The organism is Psychrobacter sp. M9-54-1, from assembly GCF_016613355.1.
In the GTDB taxonomy this organism is placed as follows: Bacteria; Pseudomonadota; Gammaproteobacteria; order Pseudomonadales; family Moraxellaceae; genus Psychrobacter; species Psychrobacter faecalis.
The window spans coordinates 1-24,589 of the sequence record NZ_JADGFW010000005.1; the positions used below are offsets into that span (position 1 = coordinate 1).

At 44.4% G+C, this 24,589-nt stretch carries 20 protein-coding genes; 14 read left to right on the plus strand and 6 right to left on the minus strand.

Annotation, left to right across the window (positions count from 1 at the left end; genetic code table 11):
• Positions 1-128: 128 nt before the first annotated feature.
• Entirely contained in the window at positions 129-764 is a 636-nt protein-coding gene (locus IQ457_RS02205) for an OmpW/AlkL family protein (protein ID WP_200661907.1), read from the minus strand.
• A 673-nt stretch (positions 765-1,437) separates the two neighbouring features.
• On the opposite strand from IQ457_RS02205, the gene IQ457_RS02210 reads away from it, so the two are divergent.
• Positions 1,438-2,418: an ion transporter gene (locus IQ457_RS02210; protein WP_200662087.1), complete on the plus strand. Its 981-nt coding sequence runs from the start codon at positions 1,438-1,440 to the stop codon at positions 2,416-2,418.
• A 136-nt stretch (positions 2,419-2,554) separates the two neighbouring features.
• Here IQ457_RS02210 and IQ457_RS02215 read toward each other — a convergent pair whose 3' ends face one another.
• The 3 genes from IQ457_RS02215 to IQ457_RS02225 form a co-directional block, all read right to left on the minus strand.
• Positions 2,555-3,220, minus strand: a complete 666-nt coding sequence (locus IQ457_RS02215; protein WP_200661908.1) for a TerD family protein — start codon at positions 3,218-3,220, stop codon at positions 2,555-2,557.
• 117 nt (positions 3,221-3,337) lie between these two features.
• Entirely contained in the window at positions 3,338-4,510 is a 1,173-nt protein-coding gene (locus tag IQ457_RS02220) for a helix-turn-helix transcriptional regulator (protein WP_200661909.1), read from the minus strand.
• Positions 4,511-4,628: 118 nt separating this feature from the next.
• Complete coding sequence (locus tag IQ457_RS02225) at positions 4,629-7,439, minus strand: ATP-binding protein (RefSeq protein ID WP_200661910.1); 2,811 nt, start codon at positions 7,437-7,439, stop codon at positions 4,629-4,631.
• A gap of 372 nt (positions 7,440-7,811) precedes the next feature.
• Here IQ457_RS02225 and rsmG point away from each other — a divergent pair, with 372 nt between their 5' ends.
• The 10 genes from rsmG to IQ457_RS02275 all read left to right on the plus strand — a co-directional run bounded on the left by rsmG (position 7,812) and on the right by IQ457_RS02275 (position 17,715).
• Positions 7,812-8,528, plus strand: a complete 717-nt coding sequence (rsmG, locus tag IQ457_RS02230; protein WP_200661911.1) for a 16S rRNA (guanine(527)-N(7))-methyltransferase RsmG — start codon at positions 7,812-7,814, stop codon at positions 8,526-8,528.
• A 180-nt stretch (positions 8,529-8,708) separates the two neighbouring features.
• On the plus strand, positions 8,709-9,494 hold the full coding sequence (locus IQ457_RS02235; RefSeq protein WP_200661912.1) for a ParA family protein: 786 nt from the start codon (positions 8,709-8,711) through the stop codon (positions 9,492-9,494).
• Between the two features lie 103 nt (positions 9,495-9,597).
• Positions 9,598-10,719 carry a ParB/RepB/Spo0J family partition protein gene (locus IQ457_RS02240; RefSeq protein ID WP_200661913.1) on the plus strand — a complete coding sequence of 374 codons (1,122 nt, stop codon included), beginning with the start codon at positions 9,598-9,600 and terminating at the stop codon, positions 10,717-10,719.
• 80 nt (positions 10,720-10,799) lie between these two features.
• Positions 10,800-11,531, plus strand: a complete 732-nt coding sequence (locus IQ457_RS02245) for a MotA/TolQ/ExbB proton channel family protein (RefSeq protein WP_200661914.1) — start codon at positions 10,800-10,802, stop codon at positions 11,529-11,531.
• Positions 11,532-11,589: 58 nt separating this feature from the next.
• Positions 11,590-12,033, plus strand: coding sequence for an ExbD/TolR family protein (locus tag IQ457_RS02250; RefSeq protein ID WP_200661915.1), 444 nt, complete (start codon positions 11,590-11,592; stop codon positions 12,031-12,033).
• A gap of 143 nt (positions 12,034-12,176) precedes the next feature.
• Complete coding sequence (msbA, locus tag IQ457_RS02255) at positions 12,177-13,964, plus strand: lipid A export permease/ATP-binding protein MsbA (RefSeq protein WP_242465326.1); 1,788 nt, start codon at positions 12,177-12,179, stop codon at positions 13,962-13,964.
• A 106-nt stretch (positions 13,965-14,070) separates the two neighbouring features.
• The gene (gene lpxK, locus IQ457_RS02260) at positions 14,071-15,198 is read left to right on the plus strand and encodes a tetraacyldisaccharide 4'-kinase (protein WP_200661916.1); all 1,128 of its coding nucleotides are present in this window, start codon (positions 14,071-14,073) and stop codon (positions 15,196-15,198) included.
• Positions 15,199-15,219: 21 nt separating this feature from the next.
• Positions 15,220-16,062, plus strand: a complete 843-nt coding sequence (gene kdsB / locus IQ457_RS02265) for a 3-deoxy-manno-octulosonate cytidylyltransferase (RefSeq protein ID WP_242465327.1) — start codon at positions 15,220-15,222, stop codon at positions 16,060-16,062.
• Positions 16,063-16,203: 141 nt separating this feature from the next.
• Positions 16,204-17,322, plus strand: a complete 1,119-nt coding sequence (locus tag IQ457_RS02270; protein ID WP_242465328.1) for a DNA polymerase III subunit delta' — start codon at positions 16,204-16,206, stop codon at positions 17,320-17,322.
• A gap of 45 nt (positions 17,323-17,367) precedes the next feature.
• Complete coding sequence (locus tag IQ457_RS02275) at positions 17,368-17,715, plus strand: PilZ domain-containing protein (RefSeq protein ID WP_200661918.1); 348 nt, start codon at positions 17,368-17,370, stop codon at positions 17,713-17,715.
• A gap of 150 nt (positions 17,716-17,865) precedes the next feature.
• Here IQ457_RS02275 and ppk2 read toward each other — a convergent pair whose 3' ends face one another.
• Positions 17,866-18,879, minus strand: coding sequence for a polyphosphate kinase 2 (gene ppk2, locus IQ457_RS02280; protein ID WP_242465329.1), 1,014 nt, complete (start codon positions 18,877-18,879; stop codon positions 17,866-17,868).
• 227 nt (positions 18,880-19,106) lie between these two features.
• Positions 19,107-20,666 carry an acetyl-CoA C-acetyltransferase gene (locus IQ457_RS02285; RefSeq protein ID WP_200662091.1) on the minus strand — a complete coding sequence of 520 codons (1,560 nt, stop codon included), beginning with the start codon at positions 20,664-20,666 and terminating at the stop codon, positions 19,107-19,109.
• A gap of 624 nt (positions 20,667-21,290) precedes the next feature.
• Here IQ457_RS02285 and IQ457_RS02290 point away from each other — a divergent pair.
• From IQ457_RS02290 to IQ457_RS02300, 3 genes are all read left to right on the plus strand, one after another.
• On the plus strand, positions 21,291-22,691 hold the full coding sequence (locus IQ457_RS02290; RefSeq protein WP_144297599.1) for a 3-oxoacyl-ACP reductase: 1,401 nt from the start codon (positions 21,291-21,293) through the stop codon (positions 22,689-22,691).
• A 334-nt stretch (positions 22,692-23,025) separates the two neighbouring features.
• Positions 23,026-23,940 carry a MaoC family dehydratase gene (locus IQ457_RS02295; protein ID WP_200661919.1) on the plus strand — a complete coding sequence of 305 codons (915 nt, stop codon included), beginning with the start codon at positions 23,026-23,028 and terminating at the stop codon, positions 23,938-23,940.
• 48 nt (positions 23,941-23,988) lie between these two features.
• Positions 23,989-24,516 (plus strand): beta-lactamase hydrolase domain-containing protein, encoded by a 528-nt coding sequence (locus tag IQ457_RS02300; RefSeq protein WP_200661920.1) that lies wholly within the window; start codon positions 23,989-23,991, stop codon positions 24,514-24,516.
• The last annotated feature ends 73 nt before the right edge of the window (positions 24,517-24,589 follow it).

The window sequence follows — 24,589 nt, forward strand, 5'->3', positions numbered from 1 at the left end:
TTTTCAATCACTTTCGAAGTTGAGAGTGGGGTATCTCTTATTTAATAAGTAATAAAAGGCATTCACAAACACGAAGAAGCCAGCTATTAAGCTGGCTTCTTTTACTTATGTTATAGCAATGGACTATATTAGAACTGTTTTACAAAAGCAACGCCATATACCCAAGGGCTGATATCGATTTCACCAATATCTGTACCGTTCAACGTAGCATCAGTTTTGATGTCCATATAACGCGCATCAATACGGAAAGACTCAGTCGGCGCAAATGGGATATCTAGACCGATATGACCAGCAACACCAACGCTATCATCAAGTTTTAGTTCAGTACCTGCAACATTGGCTTTCTCTTTAAAGAAAGTTGTATAGTTCACACCAACACCAACAAAAGGCTTCACGTTCATAGGCATGTTATAGCCGTCGAAGTGGTACTGTAGTGAAAGAGTAGGTGGTAAATGTTGAGTTCTACCTGTGATTTCACCACCATTTGCATCAGTCAAAGTGAAATCATGATGAAATGGAATAGCTGCTAGTAGTTCAACACCAACGTTATTAGCGATAAAGTATTCGCCACTGATGGTTGGACGTACATCGCCGTCAACATCTACAGAATAATTTGTACTACCTATAGTGACGTTACCATTATCGCTTTTAGGGTCAACATAATGTGCGCCAGCAGCGATAGACCAAGTACCGGCAGGTACCGCAAAAGCAGTGGTCATAGTAAGGGCAGTTGCAGCAGCTAAAACTAGGGATTGTAGTTTCATCGTTAAGTTCCTCAACATAATAGATGTTATTGGTCAGTTTCTAATGGGGGATGGCATCAGTGACCATTAGATAACGTTAAAGTCAGAATATAACTCGTAACATTATTTCTCTATTATAGTACAAAAACCTCACGAGGAGTAAGGTTTTAAACAGGAAGTTGGCTTAATTGTATTTTATGTTACAGTCGTGACGGATTTTATGGGTTAAATTACCCTTTTCATTTTTAAATGCTTGTCTTATGCTACATCTGCGTTTTTAAACATTAATATTAAACAATGACATGGATAGAAGGATAGATTGGATATTATGCTCGGTTATTGTAGTAACTCTCCGCTGCGCTGCGAAAATGCCCGCTCAATTAAGCTTTTAAACCAAATAGATGCCTGTTGTCCTAAATGTGGCTTGTTTTTATTACCAGCCCAAAACTTAAGCAATCAATTACGAGCGGATGAGCGTTTTTTACGTTTGATATTTTTTGTCATGGCGCTGCTATTGGTAATCGCGACCTACATTTATTACATAAATTTTGTATAATCATAACGTCTGAAGCAAAAATTGCGATAAATTTTTTAAAAACCCTCATTGAGTCTGCAAGCGCAACTGCCTTTTTGTTGATATCTCCCACCTGATTTTTAATAATATAAAACCGGTATGACACCACATAGGGACGGCATGCTATTCCAATCTATTCGGCGCTTGCGTCTTTTCGTCTATAATATTTTGCAAAACGATGAGCATGACACGTTCTTTAGTCGCTATGTCGATTACTTTCTCATTTTTTTGATTATGGCGAACGTCACGGCGGTTATCGCTGAGTCGGTTGACAACTGGTATTACCCGTATCAAGCGTATTTTACGTGGTTTGAAAACTTCTCTATCGTGATCTTTTCTATCGAGTATTTACTGAGGTTATGGAGTGTCGCTGAAGCCAAACCCGACAATACCACGTGGCGTCAGCGCTGGGATTGGCTAAAAAGTCCGTCGGCGTTGATTGATATCATTGCCATTGCCCCCGCATTTTTGAATTTCTTTGTCAGTATCGATTTGCGCTTCTTACGTATTTTGCGCCTGTTTCGAATTCTGAAACTCACCCGTTATTTTGCCTCCCTGCGTATTTTATTGGTGGTTATCAGTAAGGAGAAAGGCTCGTTTCAAGCGGTTATTTTTATCTTAATCATTATGATTGTGACGGCGTCAAGTGGCATTTATTTGGTCGAAAACCACGCTCAGCCTGAAGAGTTTGAGTCGATACCCAAAGCTATGTGGTGGGCGGTGGTTACCCTGACGACGGTAGGTTACGGCGATGTCACACCTATCACCAATGCTGGTAAGATATTAGGTGCACTTATCACCATACTGGGCGTCGGTCTTGCGGCTCTGCCAGCGGGTATCTTGGCGACGGGTTTGGCAAATGAGCTGAGTCAGCGCCGAGAAGAGCTCGAGCAAGATTTTCGTGAGCAACTAGTCGATAGTAATTTTGATTTGGTGCAAAATCAGATGATGATTGAAAAGATTCGCCGCGAGCTTGGATTGGATAAGGAGCAAGCGCAAGAAATCGTACTGCAAGTACTGCGCGAAAAAGAGCTTGAGCGCCGAGAAAAGGAAGTGCGGCAAAAGAATTTTTGTCCGCATTGCGGTGAGCCATTAGAATAAGAGGAGTATGTAAAAATTCTTATTTAAAACTCCTTATTTAAAAAGAACAAGGGTAAAACGTTAATTAGCGTTTTACCTTTTTTTTAATCGATAGGTTTTTTAACTGATGTATAATCAATCTAATATTGGTTATGTATCAGTTATACATAGCTGGCGTAATCGGTAGAGCGCGTGCCAATTCATGCGCCACTTCTTGCGCGGCGGTTGCTAAATCTTTTGCAGGTAGCGGTAGATTTTGCAAGGTCAAATGCCAATCGTCCACTTCTCGCTGCAAGTGTGCCGCCCAAAGCGTTATACAGTCACGTGGTAGCTGCTTTAAATTAACCTCAAAAACGCGGTTGCCTTCATCATCGCTTAAATGAATCTCACCTTTTTTGACTCTGCTAAACGGTAGGTTGTGGTAAGAGTTAGCGATTAAGGCAATGTGGGTAATGTGCGCAGGTACTTTATCCAAATAAATTCTGATTTGCTCTTGGTCAAGGGGCGCAAGATACATCGCTTGTTCACCGCGGTCCTTACCGTTGAGACTATCGCCTTGATGTTTGACGGATTCTGCCTTATCCCGTAACTGTTTAAACCAAACGATATCGCTGATGGTGCAGTTGTCGTTATATAGTACGCAGGCCAAATCAATATCAATCGCGCCTTCATTTTTCTTAAAGCGTTTTTTTAGGTTTTTAAATAAGCCTTTTTGCTCAATCTTAGTAAATTCATAATTGAGCGCAAAAAATAATGTCCCCGTGTCTAAACCCAGCGCTCTTAAACTGTCTGAAAGTAACGGTGATGGGGTAGTGGCTGACATAATATTCCTTTTGGGTTTTTAATTTTTCAATGGTTATTTTATATAGTATAAGCGTCAGTGCATTTGAGTATGGCTATTAGGTTTTTATTAGCATTAATAATGAGATATTTTTCTTTGTTATCGAAACTCATCATTTATTGGTTTATCTAAAACCGCTTGATATAGGAGGGCGGGTTTGGCGTCTAATAAACCGTTACCAAAACCACGTAACCACCAAACCAGCTGCGAGGTTAAGTTAACGGTTGCGCGTATGGTTAGGGTTCCATCACTATTGATGATTACAGTTTGGTCGTCACTCAGCTTGCTTTCCGTTAAGCTTTTGCCCGCTTGTTTGGTAAATTGTAGCTCAACGGCGGTATGTTTGCCATGGTCGGGTAGCTGACTAAATAAAGGATGGCTAAAGCCCATGCCGCCTGCATCTAGATAGTTATCGAGTTGGAAATTATCAGGGGTTTGAGCCGCGCTTTCTAGTATCTCAACGCTGGCAAAGCGGTGGAGGGCAAAGGTACGAATAATTACGTCTGGGTCATCGGTACGCGTCGCCAATAAGTAAATAATCACCCCACGCTGGATGATAGCAATGGGATTTAGAATGTATTCGCTGGCTTGGGATTTATCGCTACGAGTATAACTGGCTTTTATTTGTAGTTGATAAAACAACGCATGATAAATATTGTCTTTACTTTCCAAATCAATATGCGGCGCAATCAAAGGCTGCGAGGCAGGCTCGATACGCACCCTATCAATCCATGAATGGGTGACTTTGCTGTTTTTAAGCTGCCGGCGTGCCAAATCAAACCAAGGAAAAAGCTCATCTAAAATAACCGGCGGCAGCAGCTGGCTTAGATTGGCTTCGACCATATTAAAGGCAACCGCTTGCGATAAATTCATATGCGGTAAGCTTTGCAGCGGCGCATCGTCTTTCCAACGCCAGCCTTGTGGATTGGCATTGTTTTTTTCGATAGGAAAGCGTTTGGCAAGGGCATTTAAATCGCGTTGCACGGTGCGTAAACTGATATCAAAACCTGCCAATTTAAGCTGCTCGTAGACATGGGTGGTACCTACCCAACGATTGCGCTGCAACTGCGACAATACTTGCCATTGTCGCGCCGTCGTTGCGGCACCATGGCGATTATCTACTGCTTCCTCAGACGCTTTATTCTCTGTTACAACTTCGTCATTTTGCGCAGCTAATTCTTTCGTTACTTCTTTAGTCACTAGCGCAGTTGCTTGCTTAGTATTAGCTGCTTGCGATTGAAGACCATCGGCGTCAGTAGAATGTACAGTCATTAAAGATAACCTTTATTCAGTCACGAGTTTAATTTTTATAAGGGTATTATTTATGAATACAGCTTATTAAAACAGCAAAGCGCAAAAAACTCATCATCGCAGAAAAGCATATCAGCGTCTAGAGTTGCTCTGCTGTAGTTGCGCAGCAGTCATCTTGTTCTTTCTTGGCTTTTTTTTGCTTATCTTGTTTTTTTTGACGTTTGGCCTTACGCCTCTTTTTATCCTTTTTCTTCGATTTTTTATCATCGACTTCGTCATCAGCGTTTTGATTTTCATCCCAAAGCATCAAACGACTTAACACTTTACCAAATAGAGTGTCTTTACGGTAGCGACCTTTTTTATTCATGGTATCGACAGGCAGACCCGTCATTAAGGTCAAGGCTTCACTAAGCGTCTGCACGCCATAAATATGAAATTGCTCTGCTTGAACAGCGGCGATAATATCGTCACGTAGCATTAATTGTTTGACATTGGCCATTGGGATAACCACGCCTTGTTGTCCGGTCAGCTCTTGCTCGCGGCAAGCGTCAAAGAAACCCGCGATTTTAGAATTGATACCGCCGACGGCTTGGACTTCGCCTAACTGATTCATTGAGCCGGTAATTGCAAAAGATTGATTGATCGGGACGTTTGCTAAAGCGGACAGCAGCGCACAGCCTTCACTGACCGTGGCACTATCACCATCGATATGAGCGTAACTTTGCTCAAAAGCGAGCGAGGCGCTAAAGTTGAGCGCATGATGCTGACTAAATAAGGCGCGCAAATAGCTGGTCATAATCAGCATGCCTTTAGCGTGTAAGCTGCCGCCCAAATCGACATCCCGCTCGATATCGAGGATTTCGCCAGCGCCAATATTTGGCTGAATAACCGCGGTCAGACGCGCAGGCATACCAAACTCGCTATCCGCGTAGCTGACGACGGTGAGCGCATTGACTTGTCCGACCGCATCACCTTGGGTCTGAATCAGCTGCTGGCCATTTTTTAGCTCATCCCAATAAAGGTCGCGCAAGTATCCTGAGCGCTCGTCCATATCGTCAATAGCGTGGGTCACGTGTATGGCGCTAACGATGTTTTTACCGCTCAAACGTGCATGGCGGTTGGATTCATGCAACAGCTTAATCAATAAATCACTATGCAAACTCAAGCGGTCTTGGTCTTCGGCTTGTAAGCTTAAATGCTCAAGTAAGGCAGCTTGGGCGCTACTATCAAACGGATAAAGGTTGGCATGGTCAATGATGTCAGCCATTTTTGCCACCAATGCTAATTCATGTTCAGGGCTACGTGTCACATCGTCGTGAAAGTCGGCACGTACTTTAAATACCGCATCAAACTCCGGCTCAAGCTCGAGTAATTCGTAATATAAATCCGCTTCGCCAAGCAAAATTACCTTAATATCAAGGTCAATCGGTGCGGGTGCAAGCGACAAACTGCCTGTCAAGGTTAGCATCTGCTCAAGGCTAGATAGTCTGATTTTGCGAGATTGCAGGGCGCGTTTAAGGCCTTGCCAGGCGTAAGGATGCTCAAGCAGATGACTGGCTTCTAACAACAGATAACCGCCATTGGCACGGTGCAGGGCGCCGGCTCGAATCATACTGACATCGGTGGTTACTGTGCCCAATTGGGTGATTTGCTCGACATGACCCAATAGGTTTAAATGCGTCGGCAAATCTTCAAAGATGACGGGGGCGCCACTATCTGGCGTATGACTGACAATGACGTTGATCGCATAACGGCTCGGCGTTGTGGCAAGAACGGCCGTCACAAACTCCTCATCATCACCGTTAACGATGCGCTCGACATGCGTAACCATATCGGCAAATACGGTTTTTAGATACTCGACAACCAAGGGATGAGCAGCAAATTGCTCATAAATAGGCGCAAATAAAGGTTGTAGCGCACGGCGTGCAATATTGCGATGCAATGCTTCAATGGCATCATTGGCTTCGTCTTCTAATTGCTCTAAGGCGATGGTTAGCTGACTTAAGCGCTTTTGCATATGGTTTTTTTGGGCAAAATTATTCAGCTCAGCTTCATATTCGCTTTTGCCGTATTCGTTGCCATACTCGCTGTTAGCATTATCATCATCAATATTATTTTTAGTAGGGTGCGCAGTCTTTTCTTCTGTTGTTTGATTTTTTTGGCTACTAGAGATTTTTGAATGGTCAGTGCTCTGATGATTTTCTTCACTAGGTAATTTGCTAGGGTGGACAAATACCGCTTTATTATCAAATGCGCGAAACGTCAGTGCCAAATCGTACTGTTTACCTTCGGTATTAAGGTCATCGTAAGCCTGACTTTCTTTTTGATGGGTGTCATTTTTAATCGCTTCGATTTTGCTTTGATACTGGTCGCTACGAAAACGTTGGCTAAGTCGTTTTTTTGCTTGCTGCCATAATTGGTTGACCTGCTGTTGCAATATCTGCCCTTGCCCAGCAGGTAGGCGCAGTGCTTGCGGTGTACGCGGGTCAGTAAAATTGTGCACATAAACCCAATCATCAGGCGTCGGTGCATCAGCGGCAATGCGTTGTAGTAAGCGACTGATCACTGTGCGTTTGCCTAAACCATTTTCGCCCGCGGCAAACACATGATAGCCGCTGGCATGAATATCCAGCGCCGTCTGCAAGGCTTTCAGGGCGCGCTGTTGCCCAAAGCCGACATCTAGATCAGGGGCAGTGCGGGTATCGGTCGGTAATTTATTTGGATCAGTATAGCGCTTAAGCTGTTCAGTACTGACAAGGCAGCGCTTAGTGACGTCAATGAATGCCGGATGCGGCGTGCTAGGCGCATCTAAGGTGCTATCTGGCTGAGTAATGTCTGACGGCTCTTTGTGTGCTGGTAATTTTGCTTCTGCTGCTTTATTGACAGGTGTTACCATAGGGTTGGTATCTTTTGAGTCTTGATTTATAGGGGTGTTTTGCGGTTCGGTCATAGTTATATAGTAGGTCGTTTTAAAAGGGTGGAATGGTTATTGATTTTTTACTGTTTGCGCTTTAAGTTTAGGAATGTATTTTTAATCATGCTTACATTTATAATAGTAAATAAGAACATCTTACAAGATATCGGCGCGTTTTAGACGAGACATTCAGCGCAGTTTTGTATCATAGTAAAGTGAAAGTTTTAGCTTATTAGGCTGTAATAATAGAGATTTTATTACGTTGACTTGCTGGTTATTGAAGAAGATAAGCCCTCGACATAGGCGTAGATAGTATAAGATGGCGTACATTGGCGCAATCTGCAACTATTCAATGGGCAGAGCGCATGATAAAATAGACGGTTCACATGTTAAAACTGGATAACCCGTATGTCAGATTCTACTAAAACCTCTTCATCGTCTGCTAGCACGGGTAACAGTCATATTGACCCGACAGGTTTTGTCAAGCTTGGTGCGCAATTACCTAAGCTGGCAACTATGCTGGCGCAAGCAATAGACGAGTTGGGTCTTACGTTAAGCGCGCAGCAACAGCGCACGCTATTATTGTATTTAGACCAGCTTTTATTATGGAATAACGCGTATAATCTGACCGCGATTACCGATCCAGTCGAAGCACTTATCAAACATATCATCGATTGCTTGGCTATTATAACGCATTTACCGCCAGGGTCGCTGCTTGATATTGGCACAGGAGCGGGCTTGCCAGCGGTGATTATTGCTATCTGTCAGCCTGAGCGCCAATGTACTGCCCTTGATAGCAACCAGAAAAAGATTCGCTTTATTAAGCAAATCAGCAGCGAGCTTGGTTTGACTAACATGCAGCCAATCGCCTCGCGTATTGAGGCGCATGAAGCCAGCTATGAGGTGGTCACCTCAAGAGCCTTTGCCAGTTTGATTGATTTTGTCGAAGTGGCGCAGCCGCGCTTGGCAGATAACGGTTATTTATGCGCGATGAAAGGCAAAGCCCCAAGCGATGAAGAGTTGCAAGCGCTAAGTGACGCTTGGCAAATAAAGACGATTGCATTAAAAGTACCACGTTTACAAGATAGTCGTCATTTAATTGAATTATCTTATAAAAATGTCTAAGCTATGAGCACGTCACGCTATGCAAGACAACAATTGTTCTATAGTCATAAATGGCGTGTACGCTGGTGTCTAAATAGACTTATAGGTAAGCGTCAGGTATTTGAGTAAAATAATAAGCATGAGCGGCAAAAATACTGTAGTAAAAATCAGTAACAGATTCTAATTAAATTGAGTGAGTGTATGGAAATCATAGCGATTGCGAATCAAAAAGGCGGCGTGGGTAAAACCACGACGGCAGTGAATTTGACCGCCAGCTTAGCGGCCAAGCGCAAGCATGTACTGCTGATTGACTTAGACCCACAGGGTAATGCCACCAGTGGCACGGGCGTGGATAAGAACCAATTAGAGCTGACCATCGCTGACGTATTGCTCGATGGTGTATCGCTGTCTGAGGCGATTGTGAATAGCCCAGCTGGCTTTGATGTCATCGGTGCCAATCGTGATTTGGCAGGTATGGACATCACCTTAATGAGCAAGACCAACAGCCATGAGTTGTTTAAAACGGCGGTGGCGCAGTTGGTCAACGATCAAATCGCCGCTAATAAACCTGCTTATGATTATGTGATTATCGATTGTGCACCGAGCTTAAACTTGCTGACGATTAATGCGTTGGTAGCAACCGATAGCGTTATTATTCCGATGCAGTGTGAATATTATGCCCTAGAAGGTTTGGCGGATTTGTCGCAGACGATTGAGCGTCTTACTGAGCTCAACCCTAAGCTCTATATTCGCGGCGTGGTCAGAACCTTGTTCGATGCGCGCAATACCTTGGCGCGTGATGTGTCGGCTGAGTTAGAGGCGCACTTTGGTGATATTATGTATAAAACTCATATTCCAAGAAATATTCGTTTGGCTGAAGCGCCCGCACATGGCTTGCCAGTTATTGCTTATGAGAGATGGTCAAAAGGTGCGCGCGCGTATCAAAAACTGGCGGCTGAAGTGATAAAACAGAGCACATCATTATAAGTTCATGTTGCAAGTTACTAAAAGAACAGCAAATTATATGTATCAGTAAGCCGGTATTTAGCAATATTTGGCTTTTTATTTTAGCGTTAGAGGATAGGTAATCATGGCAAAGAAAAGAGGGTTGGCTGCCAATCGAGGTTTAGATGCCTTATTAGGGTCAATCAAAAAAGAAAAGCAAATTGCCGCCTCTGCCTTACAAGATGACACGGTAGTGCGTGAGCATACTGAGTCAACCAAAATACCACAACCTATTGAGCAAGAAGATAGCATAGCTGCGGCTGTTAACAAGCCTTCTGCCTTGCCAGTGTCTGAACAAACCACTGACAATAATAATCGTAAAGCGCGGACGATAAAAAAAGCTCCTGCTAATAAAGCTCGCGCGAACGTCACAGAAAATAGCGCTTCTGAAGACCAAATCAGCTTGGTGCAAATCGATGTGACACGTCTGCAAGCAGGTAAGTATCAGCCGCGCCGTGATATGAGCGAAACGGCGCTGGCAGAATTGGCTTCTTCTATTGAGCAGCATGGCGTTATGCAGCCGATTGTTATTCGTCCATTACTGGCGAATGAAGATAAAAGCGAAGCCTTGGTGACGCATGAGATTATCGCTGGTGAGCGCCGCTGGCGTGCAGCAAAAATGGCAGGTAAATCGGTTATACCAGCGATTGAACGTGCACTGTCTGATGAATTGGCCATAGCATTAGCCTTGATTGAAAATATTCAGCGCGAAGATTTATCGGTGATTGAGCAGGCGGCTGCCCTGCAGCGTTTTCATACCGAGTTTGGTATGAGCCATGCGATGATTGCCGAAGTCGTTGGTAAAGCGCGTACCACGGTATCGAATCTTTTGCGCTTGAATCAGCTGCACGATACAGTTAAAGATCATTTGGCAAATAGTGCTTTAGATATGGGACATGCGCGTACCCTGTTGGCGCTATCATCAGAACAGCAGCCTATTATTGCGCAAAAAATCATTGATGCAGGCATGACGGTGCGCGAGGCTGAGAAATTGGTTAAGTCAATCTTGCAGCCAGCACCAAAAGCCAATCGCACCGAGCAAGTACAGTCTCGCGATGTTGAGCGCTTAACCCAGCGTTTAACTGATATGTTAGGCGCAGAAGTAAAGCTTAAACATAAAAAAGATGGGCAGGGTAGTGTTGAGATATTCTTCCACAATCATGATCAACTAGCGGCTTTGATCAAGCATATAGAAGCGCAGGCTTAGAGCTTTTTATACCCCTGAACTGGTTATTCAAATGTAAAACCGTCTTTTAATAATTAACAAAAACATAGAAGAGAGTGCGTATGTGGGAGCTGGTAAAAGCAGGTGGTTGGCTGATGACACCTATCGTGGTGTGCTCAATATTGGCATTGGTGATTATTATCGAGCGTAGCCATACGTTGCAGTTTAATAAAATTGTACCCAATAGATTGCGCGAACAGCTAATAACCCGTCTACGTGAAAACGGTGATATTGGCCGCACGCAGCTGATGAATGTCAAAGAAAAAACCCCTTTGGGTGATATTCTGGCAACTGGCCTGCTTTACCGCCAATACGGCCTAGACTCGATGACAATGCACATGCAAAACCGCGCCAGTGTGCAAGTGCATCAGTTAGAAAAAAATATCAATATGCTCGGTACTATTGGGGCGATTGCGCCGCTGCTTGGTTTGCTAGGTACGGTGTTGGGTATTATCTCGTCATTTTTAGCGATTACTGATGGCGCGATGCAAGACCCAACGATGCTAGCTGCTGGCGTGTCACAAGCATTGATTACCACGGCGGCTGGTATGATTGTGGCTATTCCGGCTCTGGTTGCTTACCGCTATTTTCAGCGCCGTATTATCGATATCAATGCGCAGTTTGAAACGCAAGCGGGGCTGATGATTCAAGAATTGTATGATTATCAATTGCTAGACAATACGCATGCCTCTACCATCTCTCTACCTGCTAATGGTGCAGAAACAACTAAAACTAAAGGTTATGAGCTTTCACTTGATACCTCAGATTTAGAGACAGCCGCTACAGCAACTTAATTGTGTGATGTCACTTATTTGTTGAATCTGTACATTGCAGCCCATTAAAGAGAGCGATATGCGTTTTAGAAAACCGACCGTTGAGCCACTTGAAATCAATCTGACGCCGATGATTGATTGTTTATTATTTTTAATCGTATTTTTACTGCTTGCCACCTCGTTCAATCACTTTAGCCGCTTAAATATTATTCTTCCTGAAGCGGAAGGGGTAGCATTAACAGAAGAGAAAAACAGTATTGAAGTCGCTGTGCAAGAAGATGGCAGTTATTTGGTTAATGGCATCACCCTTGCGAGTAGCGATGAGGCCGAGCTGACTAACATGCTCCAGCAAGAGGCGGGAAGCAATCGTGATATGCTATTTGTCATTGCTGCTGATGCAAATGCTACCCATCAATCGGTGGTACGGGTCATGGATATCGCTGGTAAACTGGGTTTTTTAAATCTCAATATCAGTACGGTTGTGCCACTTGGGCAGCCTTTACCAGAATCTGCGCCGCAGTAAATTTTAGGGCGTTTGATATATTGCTACAGTAAAAACATCAAACGCCACTATCATGACCCTTGGTGTTTTTACTGCTGTATTTTATGCTCACTTGCCACTGCTGCATTTGTGTCATTTCTTTTTATACCTAAATTGAGGCTTTTATGAGCCAAGCTTATCAACCTGACTCTAAAAAAAATTCTGCTAAAAAGTTGTCAGCAGCGCCATCAAATACGCCTAGGCATAGGACTTTATTACGTCTGTTAAGCTACCTTAAACCTTATTGGTGGGCGCTAATCTTGGTCATAATAGGCTTTGCGATTAATGCGGCAACAGAGATTTGGATTGCCAAGTTATTGCAATATATCACTGATGCCATCAATCAAAACGATCAAAGCAAACAGGACTTATTTCCATTTATTATCGTGGCGCTGTTTTTTGTCCGCGGCGTGGGCAGTTTTTTGGGTAATTACTATACGGCTTTAGTATCGCGCAATCTTGTTTATGAGTTACGCGTTCAAGTGTTCAATAAGCTTTTGCGTTTGCCAAGCTCATTCTATCTGGCAAATCCAGCGGGGACGATTTCATCCAAGCTTATTTTTGATGTTGAACAAGTGACTGCCGCCAGTACCGATTCAATGAAAACCTTGTTGCGCGATGGTTTGACCGTGGTGGCTTTGATAGGTTTTTTGCTTTATAGCAACTGGCGTTTAACCTTGATTTTATTTGTGGTGCTACCGCCGATTTTATGGTTGATACGGGTGGCCTCAAAGCGTTATCTAAAGCTGTCTAAAGGCATTCAAGAAACCATGGGTAGTGTCAGCCACATCACCAATGAGGTCATCGGCGGCTATCAGGTAGTGAAAAATTATGGCGGACAAGCGTATGAAGCCAAGCGTTTTGATATAACCTCAAAGAAAAACTTGCGCCAAGGCATGAAGGTCGTGGTGACCAATAGCATTAATACCCCAGCGGTGCAATTATTGATGGCGATGGCGATGGCGGTCGTTGTATGGCTCGCGCTGCGTCCTGCGGTAATAGATAATATCTCGGCAGGTGAGTTTATCTCCTATATTGCTGCCGCAGGATTATTAAGTAAGCCGGTGCGCTCACTCACTGATATCAATCAAAAATTGCAAAAAGGGCTTGCCGCGGGCGAGTCAATCTTTACTTTGTTGGATGAGCCAGAAGAACAAGACACAGGCATACTTAGCCCGACTTTAGCAGGTGACATTCAGTTCGATAATGTCAGTTTGGTTTATCCTGATTCAACGGTGGCGCTGCGTGATTTTACTTTGGATGTGCGTGCAGGCGAGACGATAGCACTGGTCGGGCGTAGCGGCGCTGGTAAGTCTTCACTCGTTAACTTACTCACGCGTACTTTAAATACGTCCTCGGGGCAAATCACCCTTGACGGTATGCCAATTGACGACATCAAGCTTGAAAGCTTGCGCGCGCAAATTGCGATGGTCAATCAGCAAGTGGTACTGTTTAATACCACGGTGTTTAATAATATTGCCTATGGCAGCTTGGCAAATAAAACCCAAGCTGAGGTCGAGCGCGCTGCAAAAGACGCTTTTGCCCATGATTTTATTATGAAAATGCCAAATGGCTATCAAAGTGAGATTGGCGCTGAAGGCTTGCAGCTGTCAGGCGGTCAACGTCAGCGTATCTCGATTGCGCGTGCGTTATTGAAAGACGCACCGATTTTGATTTTAGATGAAGCCACCAGTGCCTTAGATAACGAGTCAGAGTACTATATTCAAAAAGCACTCGATAACGTCATGAAAGATAGGACGACACTGGTGATTGCCCATCGTTTAACAACGATTGAAACAGCTGACCGTATTGCGGTGTTAGATAGTGGTCAGGTTGTTGAACTAGGCACCCACGAAGAGCTGATGCGATTGCATGGCCATTATGCGCAAATGTACGCGCGTGATTTTGAATAAAGCTGCTGTTTGAGTCAAGCTACTGTTTGGGTAAAGCTAAGGAAAGCAATGATTGTACGTTGCGGTATAGGTATGACTCAATAAATAGGATAAATAACACATCACTATGAGTATTGAAACCACAATGACGCGTGCATGGCAACGTCAGGCCGCTTGGCTCTGGCTGCTACTGCCTGTCAGCTGGTTGTATGGATTCATTACGATGGTGCGCCGTCAGGCTTATAAGATAGGCCTGTTTTCCAGTTATCATGCGCCTGTTGCAGTGATGGTGATTGGTAATATCACGGTAGGCGGTAGCGGTAAGACACCGTTGATTATTGCCTTGGTCAACTATCTACAAAAGCAAGGCATAAAGGTAGGCGTTATCAGCCGCGGCTATGGCGGTGATAGTAACCAGATGCCAGCTTTGGTACATGCCGATAGCTTGCCAAGCATCGTAGGGGATGAGCCGTGTTTAATTGTCAATATGACAGGCGCGGCGATGGCCGTTTGCCCCAATCGTAAGCAGGCTATTACCACTTTGTTAAACGCACATCCTGATTTACAACTGATTATTGCTGATGATGGCTTGCAGCATTATGCGCTGCAACGTGATATCGAATGGATTGTGGTCGATGCGTCGCGTGGTTTTGGTAATCAGCAATTGCTACCAACCGGTTTTTTACGTGAGCCTATGTCACGCTTAAAAGGCGCAAATGTGGTTTATCATGAAAAAGCGGATAGGACGACCGAAGATAATAAGCAAGCTCAAGCTAAGCGTTTAACGATGCATCTACAAGCGGATAAATTGCAGCCTTTATGGCCTTCTGCTGTTGAGATAGATGGTTTAAGTGTCGCAGCAAAAACGTCTATGCCACTTATGCCACCTATACCAAATGGTCGGGTACATGCGGTAAGCGGTATCGGTTATCCGCAGCGTTTTTTTGATACTTTATTGTCGCTTGGCTTTGATGTCATTGGGCACGCTTATCCCGATCATTATGATTTTAGCTTGACTGAGCTTTTACAATATAGCGAGCTGCCGATCATTGTCACCAGTAAAGACGCGGTCAAAATCAGAGCGTTACTAATAGATACGTCTAGCCGCCAACCACTTAGCGAAGAGTATCAAGAGCTTATTAATCGCTTATGGGTATTGCCAGTGACTGCGGTGTTATCAGACAGTTGCTATGTCAGCTTACAGCAGCAATTAAAAGCTTTAAATATTAATTTATCTAAAAGCACAAAAGCGTAAATGATTTTATAGGAATAAACCATGTCGTCAGACTTAATATCAGCCGCAACAATGCCAATTGAAGCTGCGCCAGCCAAAACTCATATTGTTATTCCTGCGCGCTTTAAAAGTACGCGCTTACCCGGTAAGCCATTATTAAAGATTCATGGCAAACCAATGATACTGTGGGTGGCTGAAAAAGCACAGTTGGCTGATTTTGCTGACGATATGTGTATTGCGACTGATGATGAGGCGATTGCTAAAGTTTGCACAGAGGCAGGTTTTGATGTGGTGATGACCAGTAATGAGCATGCGTCAGGGACCGACCGTTTGGCGGAAGTTGCCGCTATCAAAGGCTGGGCTGAGCATGATATCGTGGTCAATATGCAGGGTGACGAGCCTTTGGTACCGCCGTTATTGTTACAGCAAGTCAAAGCCCTGCTAGTGCAAGATAGCGACAGCGTGATGGCGACTTTATGCGAGCCTATCGAAGACTACGAAACTTTTATGCGCCCATCGGTCGTAAAAGTTGTCAGTCAGACGTCCAGCAATTTACAGCGTGCATTATATTTTAGCCGTGCACCGATTCCGTGCGACCGTGATGTGGTTTTGGCAAAAGATAAAAATATACAGCAGCAACCACCAAAAAACGCTTATCGTCATTTGGGGCTATACGCCTACCGCGTTAGCTTGTTACAGCAGTTTGTGCATTGGCCGCAAACGCCGCTCGAGATATTAGAAAGCCTAGAGCAATTACGAGTTTTAGAAAATGGTGGTCATATTGCTATTGCCACTGCAAGCTGTCATCTGCCAGCCGGCGTCGATACCCAAGAAGACTTAGACCGGCTCAATGCCATGAGCTTAGTTGATTTTCAAAACTGCTAATTTACACAAATTAATAATAGCCTAAGTAAATGTTTATAAAGTATTTTATTAAATAGAGTAGGATTGTTTGTTACTCAAAGGTTGTAAGCGTATTGAACGTATTTAAGGTATTGAGCGATGATCGTGAATGAGATAACTGAAATGACCAGCACAGTGCCTTTGAGCGATAGTATTTATTTTGCACCGTTACTACCGTGGCAAAATGAGTTATGGTCGCAGCTGACCAAGCGGGTATTAATGCCGCAGCAATCCTTACCGCACGCGCTCTTAGCGGCCGGTATGCAAGGGATGGGTAAGCGTGCTTTTGTCTGGCGTTTGGTGGCATGGTTATTATGCCGTGAGCGCGATAGCCATCCGCTCGGCGCTTGCGGGGCTTGTGAGAGCTGTCAATGGCTTAGATCAGGGACGCATCCAAGTTTACAAGTCTTGCCAATGATTAGTATGCCAGTCAGTGCCGATAATGCTCATGCTAAAGAAGCAGCAACTAGCACCGCAAAAGACAAAAAATCTGCCAAAGCTGTTAGTAATGCCGCGTTAAAAATAAAAGTCGATGATATCCGTGCTCTGCAGCCGTTTATTTATCAAGGCGGGCAGGGTATGCGGATTTGTGTGCTAGATTATGCAGAGCAAATGACCATTGCTGCGGCTAATGCGCTGCTTAAAACTTTGGAAGAGCCACAAGCGCAAGTGCATTTATTCCTCATCAGTGATACTCCGGCGCAGTTACTGCCAACCATAAAAAGCCGCGTTCAGCAGCTGGCATTGCAAACGATTGATCCTGCTGTTTCAGTCGATTATGTCACTCATGCTTTAGGCAGTACGGTCAACCGTGAGGCGGTCGGAACGGCGGCTATTGAGCAGCTGATACAGTTGGCAAATGGTGCGCCTTTAGCAGCGGTGGCCCTTGCACAAGCGCCTTGGTATAGTAAGCGCGCGCTATGGCGGACAACGTGGCAAGCGTTACGTAGCGGTAAACGCAGTAGCGTGGCGGCAAGCGATTATTGGCAAACCCAGTTGAGTATAAGCGAGTTTATTCAACTGTCGGAGCTGATGCTGGTCGATATGCGCCGTGTATGTTTGGGTCTCGATGCGCTGCAAAAGGACATCGATTTATCCGCCTCTTTCAGCAATTACAAACCTGCTGAAAGTAGCTTTGAGGCGTTTATAAACAGTCTACAACAAACAAAAATCGCCCTACAACAAAATGTGCAAGAAAAATTCGCTTATGATAAGCTGATGCAAGAATTGGCGTATTTATAAATCAAATTAAAATAAAGTAAACCTCACTTATAAAGGAAGCGGACTATGGCAATGCCAGGACGTGGCGGGATTTTAACCTGCCATATTGAAGATATGGAAACGTTATACGCAAGCTATTTATCCTTTGTGACCAATGGCGCGTTATTTGTGCCGTCCGATAAAACCCAAAAACTGGGCGATGAAGTGTTTATTGCCGTCACTCTGCCCAATTCTAGCGAACGCTTACCGATGAATGGTAAAGTGGTTTGGATCAATTCAAAAAGTCAAAGCGGCCGTCCAGCAGGATTTGCCGTACAGATAGGCACAGATATTGCTGGCCTGCGCATTAAAAATGAGGTCGAGCGTTTATTGGCTGGTAAAATTGATAGTTTACAGTCAACTTATACTATGTAGTCCTTTGCAGGGTAACATTTGCAGAGAAACAACTGTATTTGTTGTTACTACAATACACTTTAGCGACCTCATAAAAAAGCAGCTTTATGAAATATAGAAGGCTGCTTTTTTGTCAGTGCAATTTGTTAAATGTTACGTAAATGAATTTGGTTAATAACGCGGTGGCACGTACATATCATCGGGAATTGGCTCGCGGTAATACTCATCATCGCGCTTGCGTTCGGGCAACTCAATCTCATCGCGCGGTACTTCTTTATAGGGGATTTGCTCAAGTAAATGAGCGATACAGTTTAGCCGTGCGCGTTTTTTATTATTGCCTTCGACCACCCACCACGGCGCTTCAGGGATATGGGTGCGCTCAAACATGGTCTCTTTGGCTTTGGTATAATCCTCCCAGCGCCGACGTGATTGTAAGTCCATCGCTGACAGCTTCCACTGCTTAAGTGGGTCATGAATCCGGCTCATAAAGCGTGAATGCTGCTCATCATCGGTAATCGAAAACCAGTATTTGACCAAGCGAATACCTGAGCGTACCAGCATACGCTCAAATTCAGGTACTGATTGGAAAAACTCTTCGTACTGGGCATCGGTACAAAACCCCATGACGCGTTCAACGCCCACACGGTTGTACCAGCTGCGATCAAACAAGACAATCTCGCCAGCGGCGGGCAAGTGCGCTACATAACGCTGGAAATACCACTGCGACTGTTCGCGTTCGGTTGGTGCGGGTAGCGCAGCAACACGGCAAACACGCGGGTTTAGACGCTGAGTGATACGCTTGATAGCGCCACCTTTACCCGCAGAATCGCGCCCTTCAAATATCACCACAATGCGCTCGCCGTATTCGACCACCCAATCTTGCAGTTTGATAAGCTCTCGCTGTAGTCGCAGTAATTCTTCAAAATAAGTACGCCGATCGAGCTTTTCTTGCTCACTCATCGCGCGGCCATCAAAACGAAAGTCGCGCACGTAATCGTCTATCTCATTTTCCAGCTCTTCGTCATAGCTGTCGATCAAATCTTGATGCATTTTGCGTCGCAGCTCATCGTCAAACACTTCTTTATCCATACGAGTAATAAAGCTGTCTTGTTCGAGTGCTGACCGCGCTTGCCGCTTTGAGGCATTTAAGGTTTGTCGGTCGATCGATGAGGAATCTTTGCTCATAATAAGCTCCTAAACAATATTTTTATGGTTATTATTCATTATGATAGTGCTATATGTGGTTTATTACTCTAGCATATTTACAATAACGCTATGAGTACGCAATGTTTACTTGTTGCAGTCTTTTTAATGTTTTTTTCAACCAAAACAAAAAACTCCCTCTAATCATCAGATTAAAGGGAGCATTAACATTGAATGCTATTTATTGGCTAATTAACTTAACTAATAAATTATTTCTCTAGAATACAGGTTACGCCTTGACCGCCAGCGGCGCAGATTGAGATAAGCGCGCGACCTGACCCTTTTTGGTCTAACAATTTGGCAGCAGTGGCTAGGATACGACCACCGGTTGCGGCAAATGGATGACCTGCGGCAAGTGATGAGCCATTGACGTTTAGCTTGCTACGATCGATAGAGCCTAGTGGCGCATCAAGACCCAAACGCTCTTGACAGAACTTCTCATCTTCCCAAGCTGCTAGCGTCGATAGTACTTGTGAGGCAAACGCTTCATGGATTTCATAGAAGTCAAAATCTTGCAGCGTTAAACCAGCGCGCTCAAGCATACGCGGTACCGCATAAGCTGGCGCCATGAGTAAACCTTCTTTATCGCCAGATTTACCGATAAAATCAACAGCAGCTGTTTCTTGATGAACGATATACGCTAGTGGCTTAAGACCACGCTCTTTGGCCCATTCGTCATTAGCCAATAGCACACAAGAGGCGCCATCGGTTAGCGGCGTAGAGTTAGCGGCTGTCATGGTTGGGTTGGCGTTCTTTTTACCAAACACGGGTTTGAGTTTAGCAAGCTTGTCTAACGTCGTATCTGGGCGCAAGTTGTTATCGCGCGTCAAACCTTTGTATGGCGTGATGAGGTCGTCAAAGAAACCTTCGTCATACGCGCGTGCTAGATTCTTATGGCTGTTAAAGGCAAGCTCATCCTGATCTTCACGGCTGATGTTCCACTCAAGGGTGGTAATCGCTTGATGGTCACCCATGGATAAACCCGTACGCGGCTCGCCATTTTGTGGTGAGTCGATCAAATCTTTAGGATTTAAACCCATTAGCGCTTTTAGACGTTGTTTGTTGTCTTTAGCCGCGCCCAATTTGATTAGCACTTTACGTAAGCCATCGCCAACAGCGATAGGGGCGTCAGAGGTGGTATCCACACCGCCGGTAATGGCCGAATCAATGATACCAAGGGCGATTTTATTAGCAGAAGCAAAGGTTGCTTGTAAGCCAGTACCGCAAGCTTGTGAGATATCGTACGTTGGTGTATGTGGGTTCAAGGCAGTACTTAGCGTTGCTTCACGCGTCAAGTTGATATCACGGCTCAATTTCATCACCGCACCAGCAACGACTTCGCCGACTTTTTCGTCTTGTAAGTTAAAACGCTCAACCAAACCATCCAACGCGGCGGTTAGCATGTCAGTATTGCTGTCATCAGAGTAAGCACCGTTTGAGCGCGCAAACGGGATACGGTTGCCACCTAGGATAGCGACGCGATGTTGACCTGAGCTCAGGCCAGTTTTGCTCGATTCTTTAGCGGTCGTAGCGGTTGTTTTTGTACTAGCTGTGTCAGTCTTTTTATTAGCATCTTTAGCCGCACTATCATCTTTAGTAGCGGTAGTGCTTCTGCTGTCTTTTGAGCTTTTTTCAGCGGTGCTCTCCTTTTTAGACTCGTCTTTCTTAGAATTATCTTTATTAGAGCTGTCTGTTTTCGTATCCGCTGTTTTGGCATCCGACTTTTTATCGTCCGCTTTTTTTGGCTCAGCGGTTTTTGAGTTTGCCATTGTGTCAAAAACGTTTGGCTGCTTGGCGTCTTCAGTTGCTGCTTTTTTGGTTGCTGCGTCAGTCGCTGTTTCGGTATTTTGGCTATCACCAGCTTTTACGACGGTCGTTTCAACAACAGGGCTATCAGGGTGATTGTTTTTAGTACTCATAATATTATCCTTAAAAAATATGGGTAGAAGATAAAAGGGAAAAACAAAATAAAAATAAAAGAGAAAAACATAGTACACGGCAGAGAAGGTTAGCATAAGGCGCTTTTTACGCGCTTACTGTATCTCTTTAGCAAACGATGTGACGCTAATTTTAAGCTCATGCCTTCAATGCTAACTATCAAACGCTACTGATTATACTGGTTAGTATTGATTAATAACATTGCATAACGAAGCTTTTGATAATATATTGTTATCTATAAATGCATTTACCATAACTTATACGTTCGATTTTAACATAAGTGGGGTGTTTTTAAGGCGAGAAAAAGTTGCTATCTTGTATACTGGCTTGTCTACAGATTATGATAGACAGGCGCAGCTTTTGGACTTGTTTTGCATGGAAGTGTATAGTTACAGCAGTTTTTAACCTGTTTATTTATATTAATAATTTTTTCTCATCAATTATAGGATTATATTATGTCAGACCGTTATGGTGATTTTGTGCAGTCTTCTATTGGCAGAAAAGTGGCAAAAAATCTAGGCTTGCCGATGCCAGTAGAGCTAGACCGTTTTGATAGTGGTCAGCCGTCAGTACGCGGTAGTGTATTGGTTGGCCGTGCTGATGGCGACAATACTGCCATCAGCGAATCAGTTGCTCGTATTTTGTCAGACCTGCACGCTGATGTATTTGTAAACAGCCGTGATGCGGTAAAAGACGCGCTGGCTGATGCAGGCGTGAAAGCCAAAGCCAATACCGGCGGCGATGACAAATTTAAAGTTTTATTGTTTGATGCCAGCAATATCAGTAATGCTGATGAGCTCAAACAAGTGTATGAGTTCTTTCATGCAGTAGCGCGCCGCGTCGAAAAATCAGGTCGTGTTATCGTTATCGGTCGTCCACCAGAAGATCTAAAAGATATTGAAGCGGCATTGGCACAGCGCTCGCTTGAAGGTTTTGTGAAATCTGTTGGTAAAGAGTTTAAGCGCGGTATCACCGCCCAGCTTATCTACGTGGCAGAAGGCGCTGAAAAGAACCTAGACTCAACGTTACGCTTCTTTGCCTCAGCGCGCTCAGCTTATGTGTCAGGACAAGTGGTACGTGTTACTAATGGCGCCAACGTTGATGTCGATTGGACGCAGCCTTTAGGCGGTAAAACCATGCTGGTCACTGGCGCAAGTCGCGGTATCGGTGAAGCCATCGCTCGTGTGTTGGCACGCGAAGGCGCTCATGTTATCTGTCTTGATGTACCGCAGCAGCAAGCGGACTTACAAAAAGTCGCCAGCGAAATCAGTGGTTCAGTATTAACCGTCGATATCACCAGTGAAGATGCGGGCAAAGAAATCGCAGAGGCGGCGCAAAAGCGTGGCGGTTTAGATGCCGTTATTCATAATGCTGGCGTGACCCGTGATAAGACACTAGCAAAAATGGATGAGAAAAAGTGGGACATGGTTATCAACATCAACTTGGGCAGTATTGCCAAGCTAAACCGCTACTTGCTAGATAATGATGTACTAAAAGACCATGCACGTATCGTCTGCGTTTCATCTATCTCAGGTATCGCTGGTAATCTAGGTCAAAGTAACTATGCTACTTCTAAAGCGGGCGTCATCGGTTTGGTAAACGCGACTGCTAAGCAATTAGACGACGGTTCTAAAGGCATGACTATCAACGCTGTAGCGCCAGGGTTTATCGAAACGCAAATGACAGAAGCCATTCCGTTTGCCATTCGTGAAGCCGGTCGCCGTATGAACTCAATGAGCCAAGGCGGTTTACCAATCGACGTTGCTGAAACCATTGCATGGCTTGCGTCGCCAGCTTCTGGTGGTCTAAATGGCAATATCGTACGTGTTTGTGGTCAAAGCTTGTTGGGTGCATAGCTTGTTGGATGCATAGCCAGTAAAATAGAGGCAGAATACTGCTCGATAAATGACTAAAAGATATCGAGCAAGCCTGTATTAAGTAGGTAAAATGGACAAGATTGTTAAATTGACCTCACATATGCTTACGAAAAATTGCTGATAAATTGTAATAAAGCTGCCCGAGGGTGGCTTTTTTATGATAAAAACAGGTATGAATAAAAGCATGTGCCAGTAAATGAACCAGTAAACCAACCAGTAAACAAATAAGCCGACAAACGAATGCTTCACTGTTTACAAGTAGCCAGATAATTTGCTCCAGCCTCAGTTAGCTCAACCCCATTTAGGATTTATTATGTCAGACAAACATTATGATGCGTTGCCAAAAGCGCATACCACCTACGCCAATATCGTCAAGAGTCTATTGCCTATTGGTAATAACGAAAAGGTCAGCCGCGATCAGTTGCCACAAGCGACGTATTATGTAGATAATTTGCACATCGACCAAAATAATCTTGACGATTATCGTAAGATTTGTGGTTTCGCCGACAATGGCAAAATACCGATTACCTATTTTTCTGTTTTATCACAGACGTTACAAATGAATATGATGGTCAAAGAGCCATTTCCCTTTGCTATGCTAGGTTTGGTGCATGTGGATAATAGCGTGACGCAGTATCGTCCTATCGGTGAGCGTGAAACGGTAGCGATGGCGGTGAAGTTTGATAATCTACGTGACCATGCGCAAGGTCAGCAGTTTGATTTTGTCACCACGATGAAATCAGACGACGAGGTAATATGGGAAGGCACTTCTACTTATTTGTCACGTGGCAAAAAATCAGGTAGCAAAGATAAAAAAAGCACGCCGCGTCCAGTGACCGTTAAGCCTTTGGTGAATGAAGAAGGCGTGCACAGTATCTTTGAAGTACCAGAAGATATCGGCCGTCGTTATGCGTTTGTTTCAGGGGATTTCAACCTTATCCACTTGCACCCACTATCGGCACGCGCATTTGGTTTTCCAAAAGCCATCGCCCACGGCATGTGGTCAAAAGCTAAATGTCTAGCGCTGATGGATGAGCTACCAGATGCTTGCACGATCAATGTATCATTTAAGCTGCCTATCTTTTTGCCAGCAGAAGTAGAGCTGATCGCTGAGCCGATAGCAGCGTTAAAGAGCCCTACCGATACTTGCGAATTTGGCTTATTTAGTGCTAAAAACGACAAGCCGCATCTTGCTGGTGTGATTAAATTGCAAGACGAAAACAAGTAGATTGCGCCATATTTTTAACCTTTATATTTTACCAATTAATTATTCACTATGACTTTACATGACAATGCAACAGAGGTAGCTGAGCCCGATAACTCAGCTACCATAGATGAAGCTACTGCTAAAGATAACGGTATCGATTTAGAAAATATGTTTGAGCCGTATTTTCGCCCTGATGACAATACCATCGTGTGCGGCGCCCTCGACGACGAAAAAGTCGCTGCTTTAGCGGCGGCTGGCGTTGAGTTGGTGCTTAACTTGCAACCAGATGATGAGCTAAATTTTGATGAGCGCGCGGCGGTAGAGCGCGCTGGTATGCATTATGAGCAGCTGCCTATCAGCGGGGCTAACGATTTAAAACAGTTAAATATATTGGCGTTTGATAACATCTTGCGTCAGTACCATGGCAAAAAAACCGTCTTGCACTGTGGTTCTGGTAATCGCGCTGGTGCAGCGGTAGCATTGCGTGCGGGCTGGTTACGTGGACGCAAAATGGATACGGCAATGGAGCGCGGGCGCAGTCATGGTTTGACGAAGCTAGAAGAAGAGGTTCATAATCGTTTATTGGTTCCACGCTAGACTCATGGCATACTAACCATGTATGGCAAACTGTACACGCTACATATGAGCGATATACAACAAAAAGGCGACC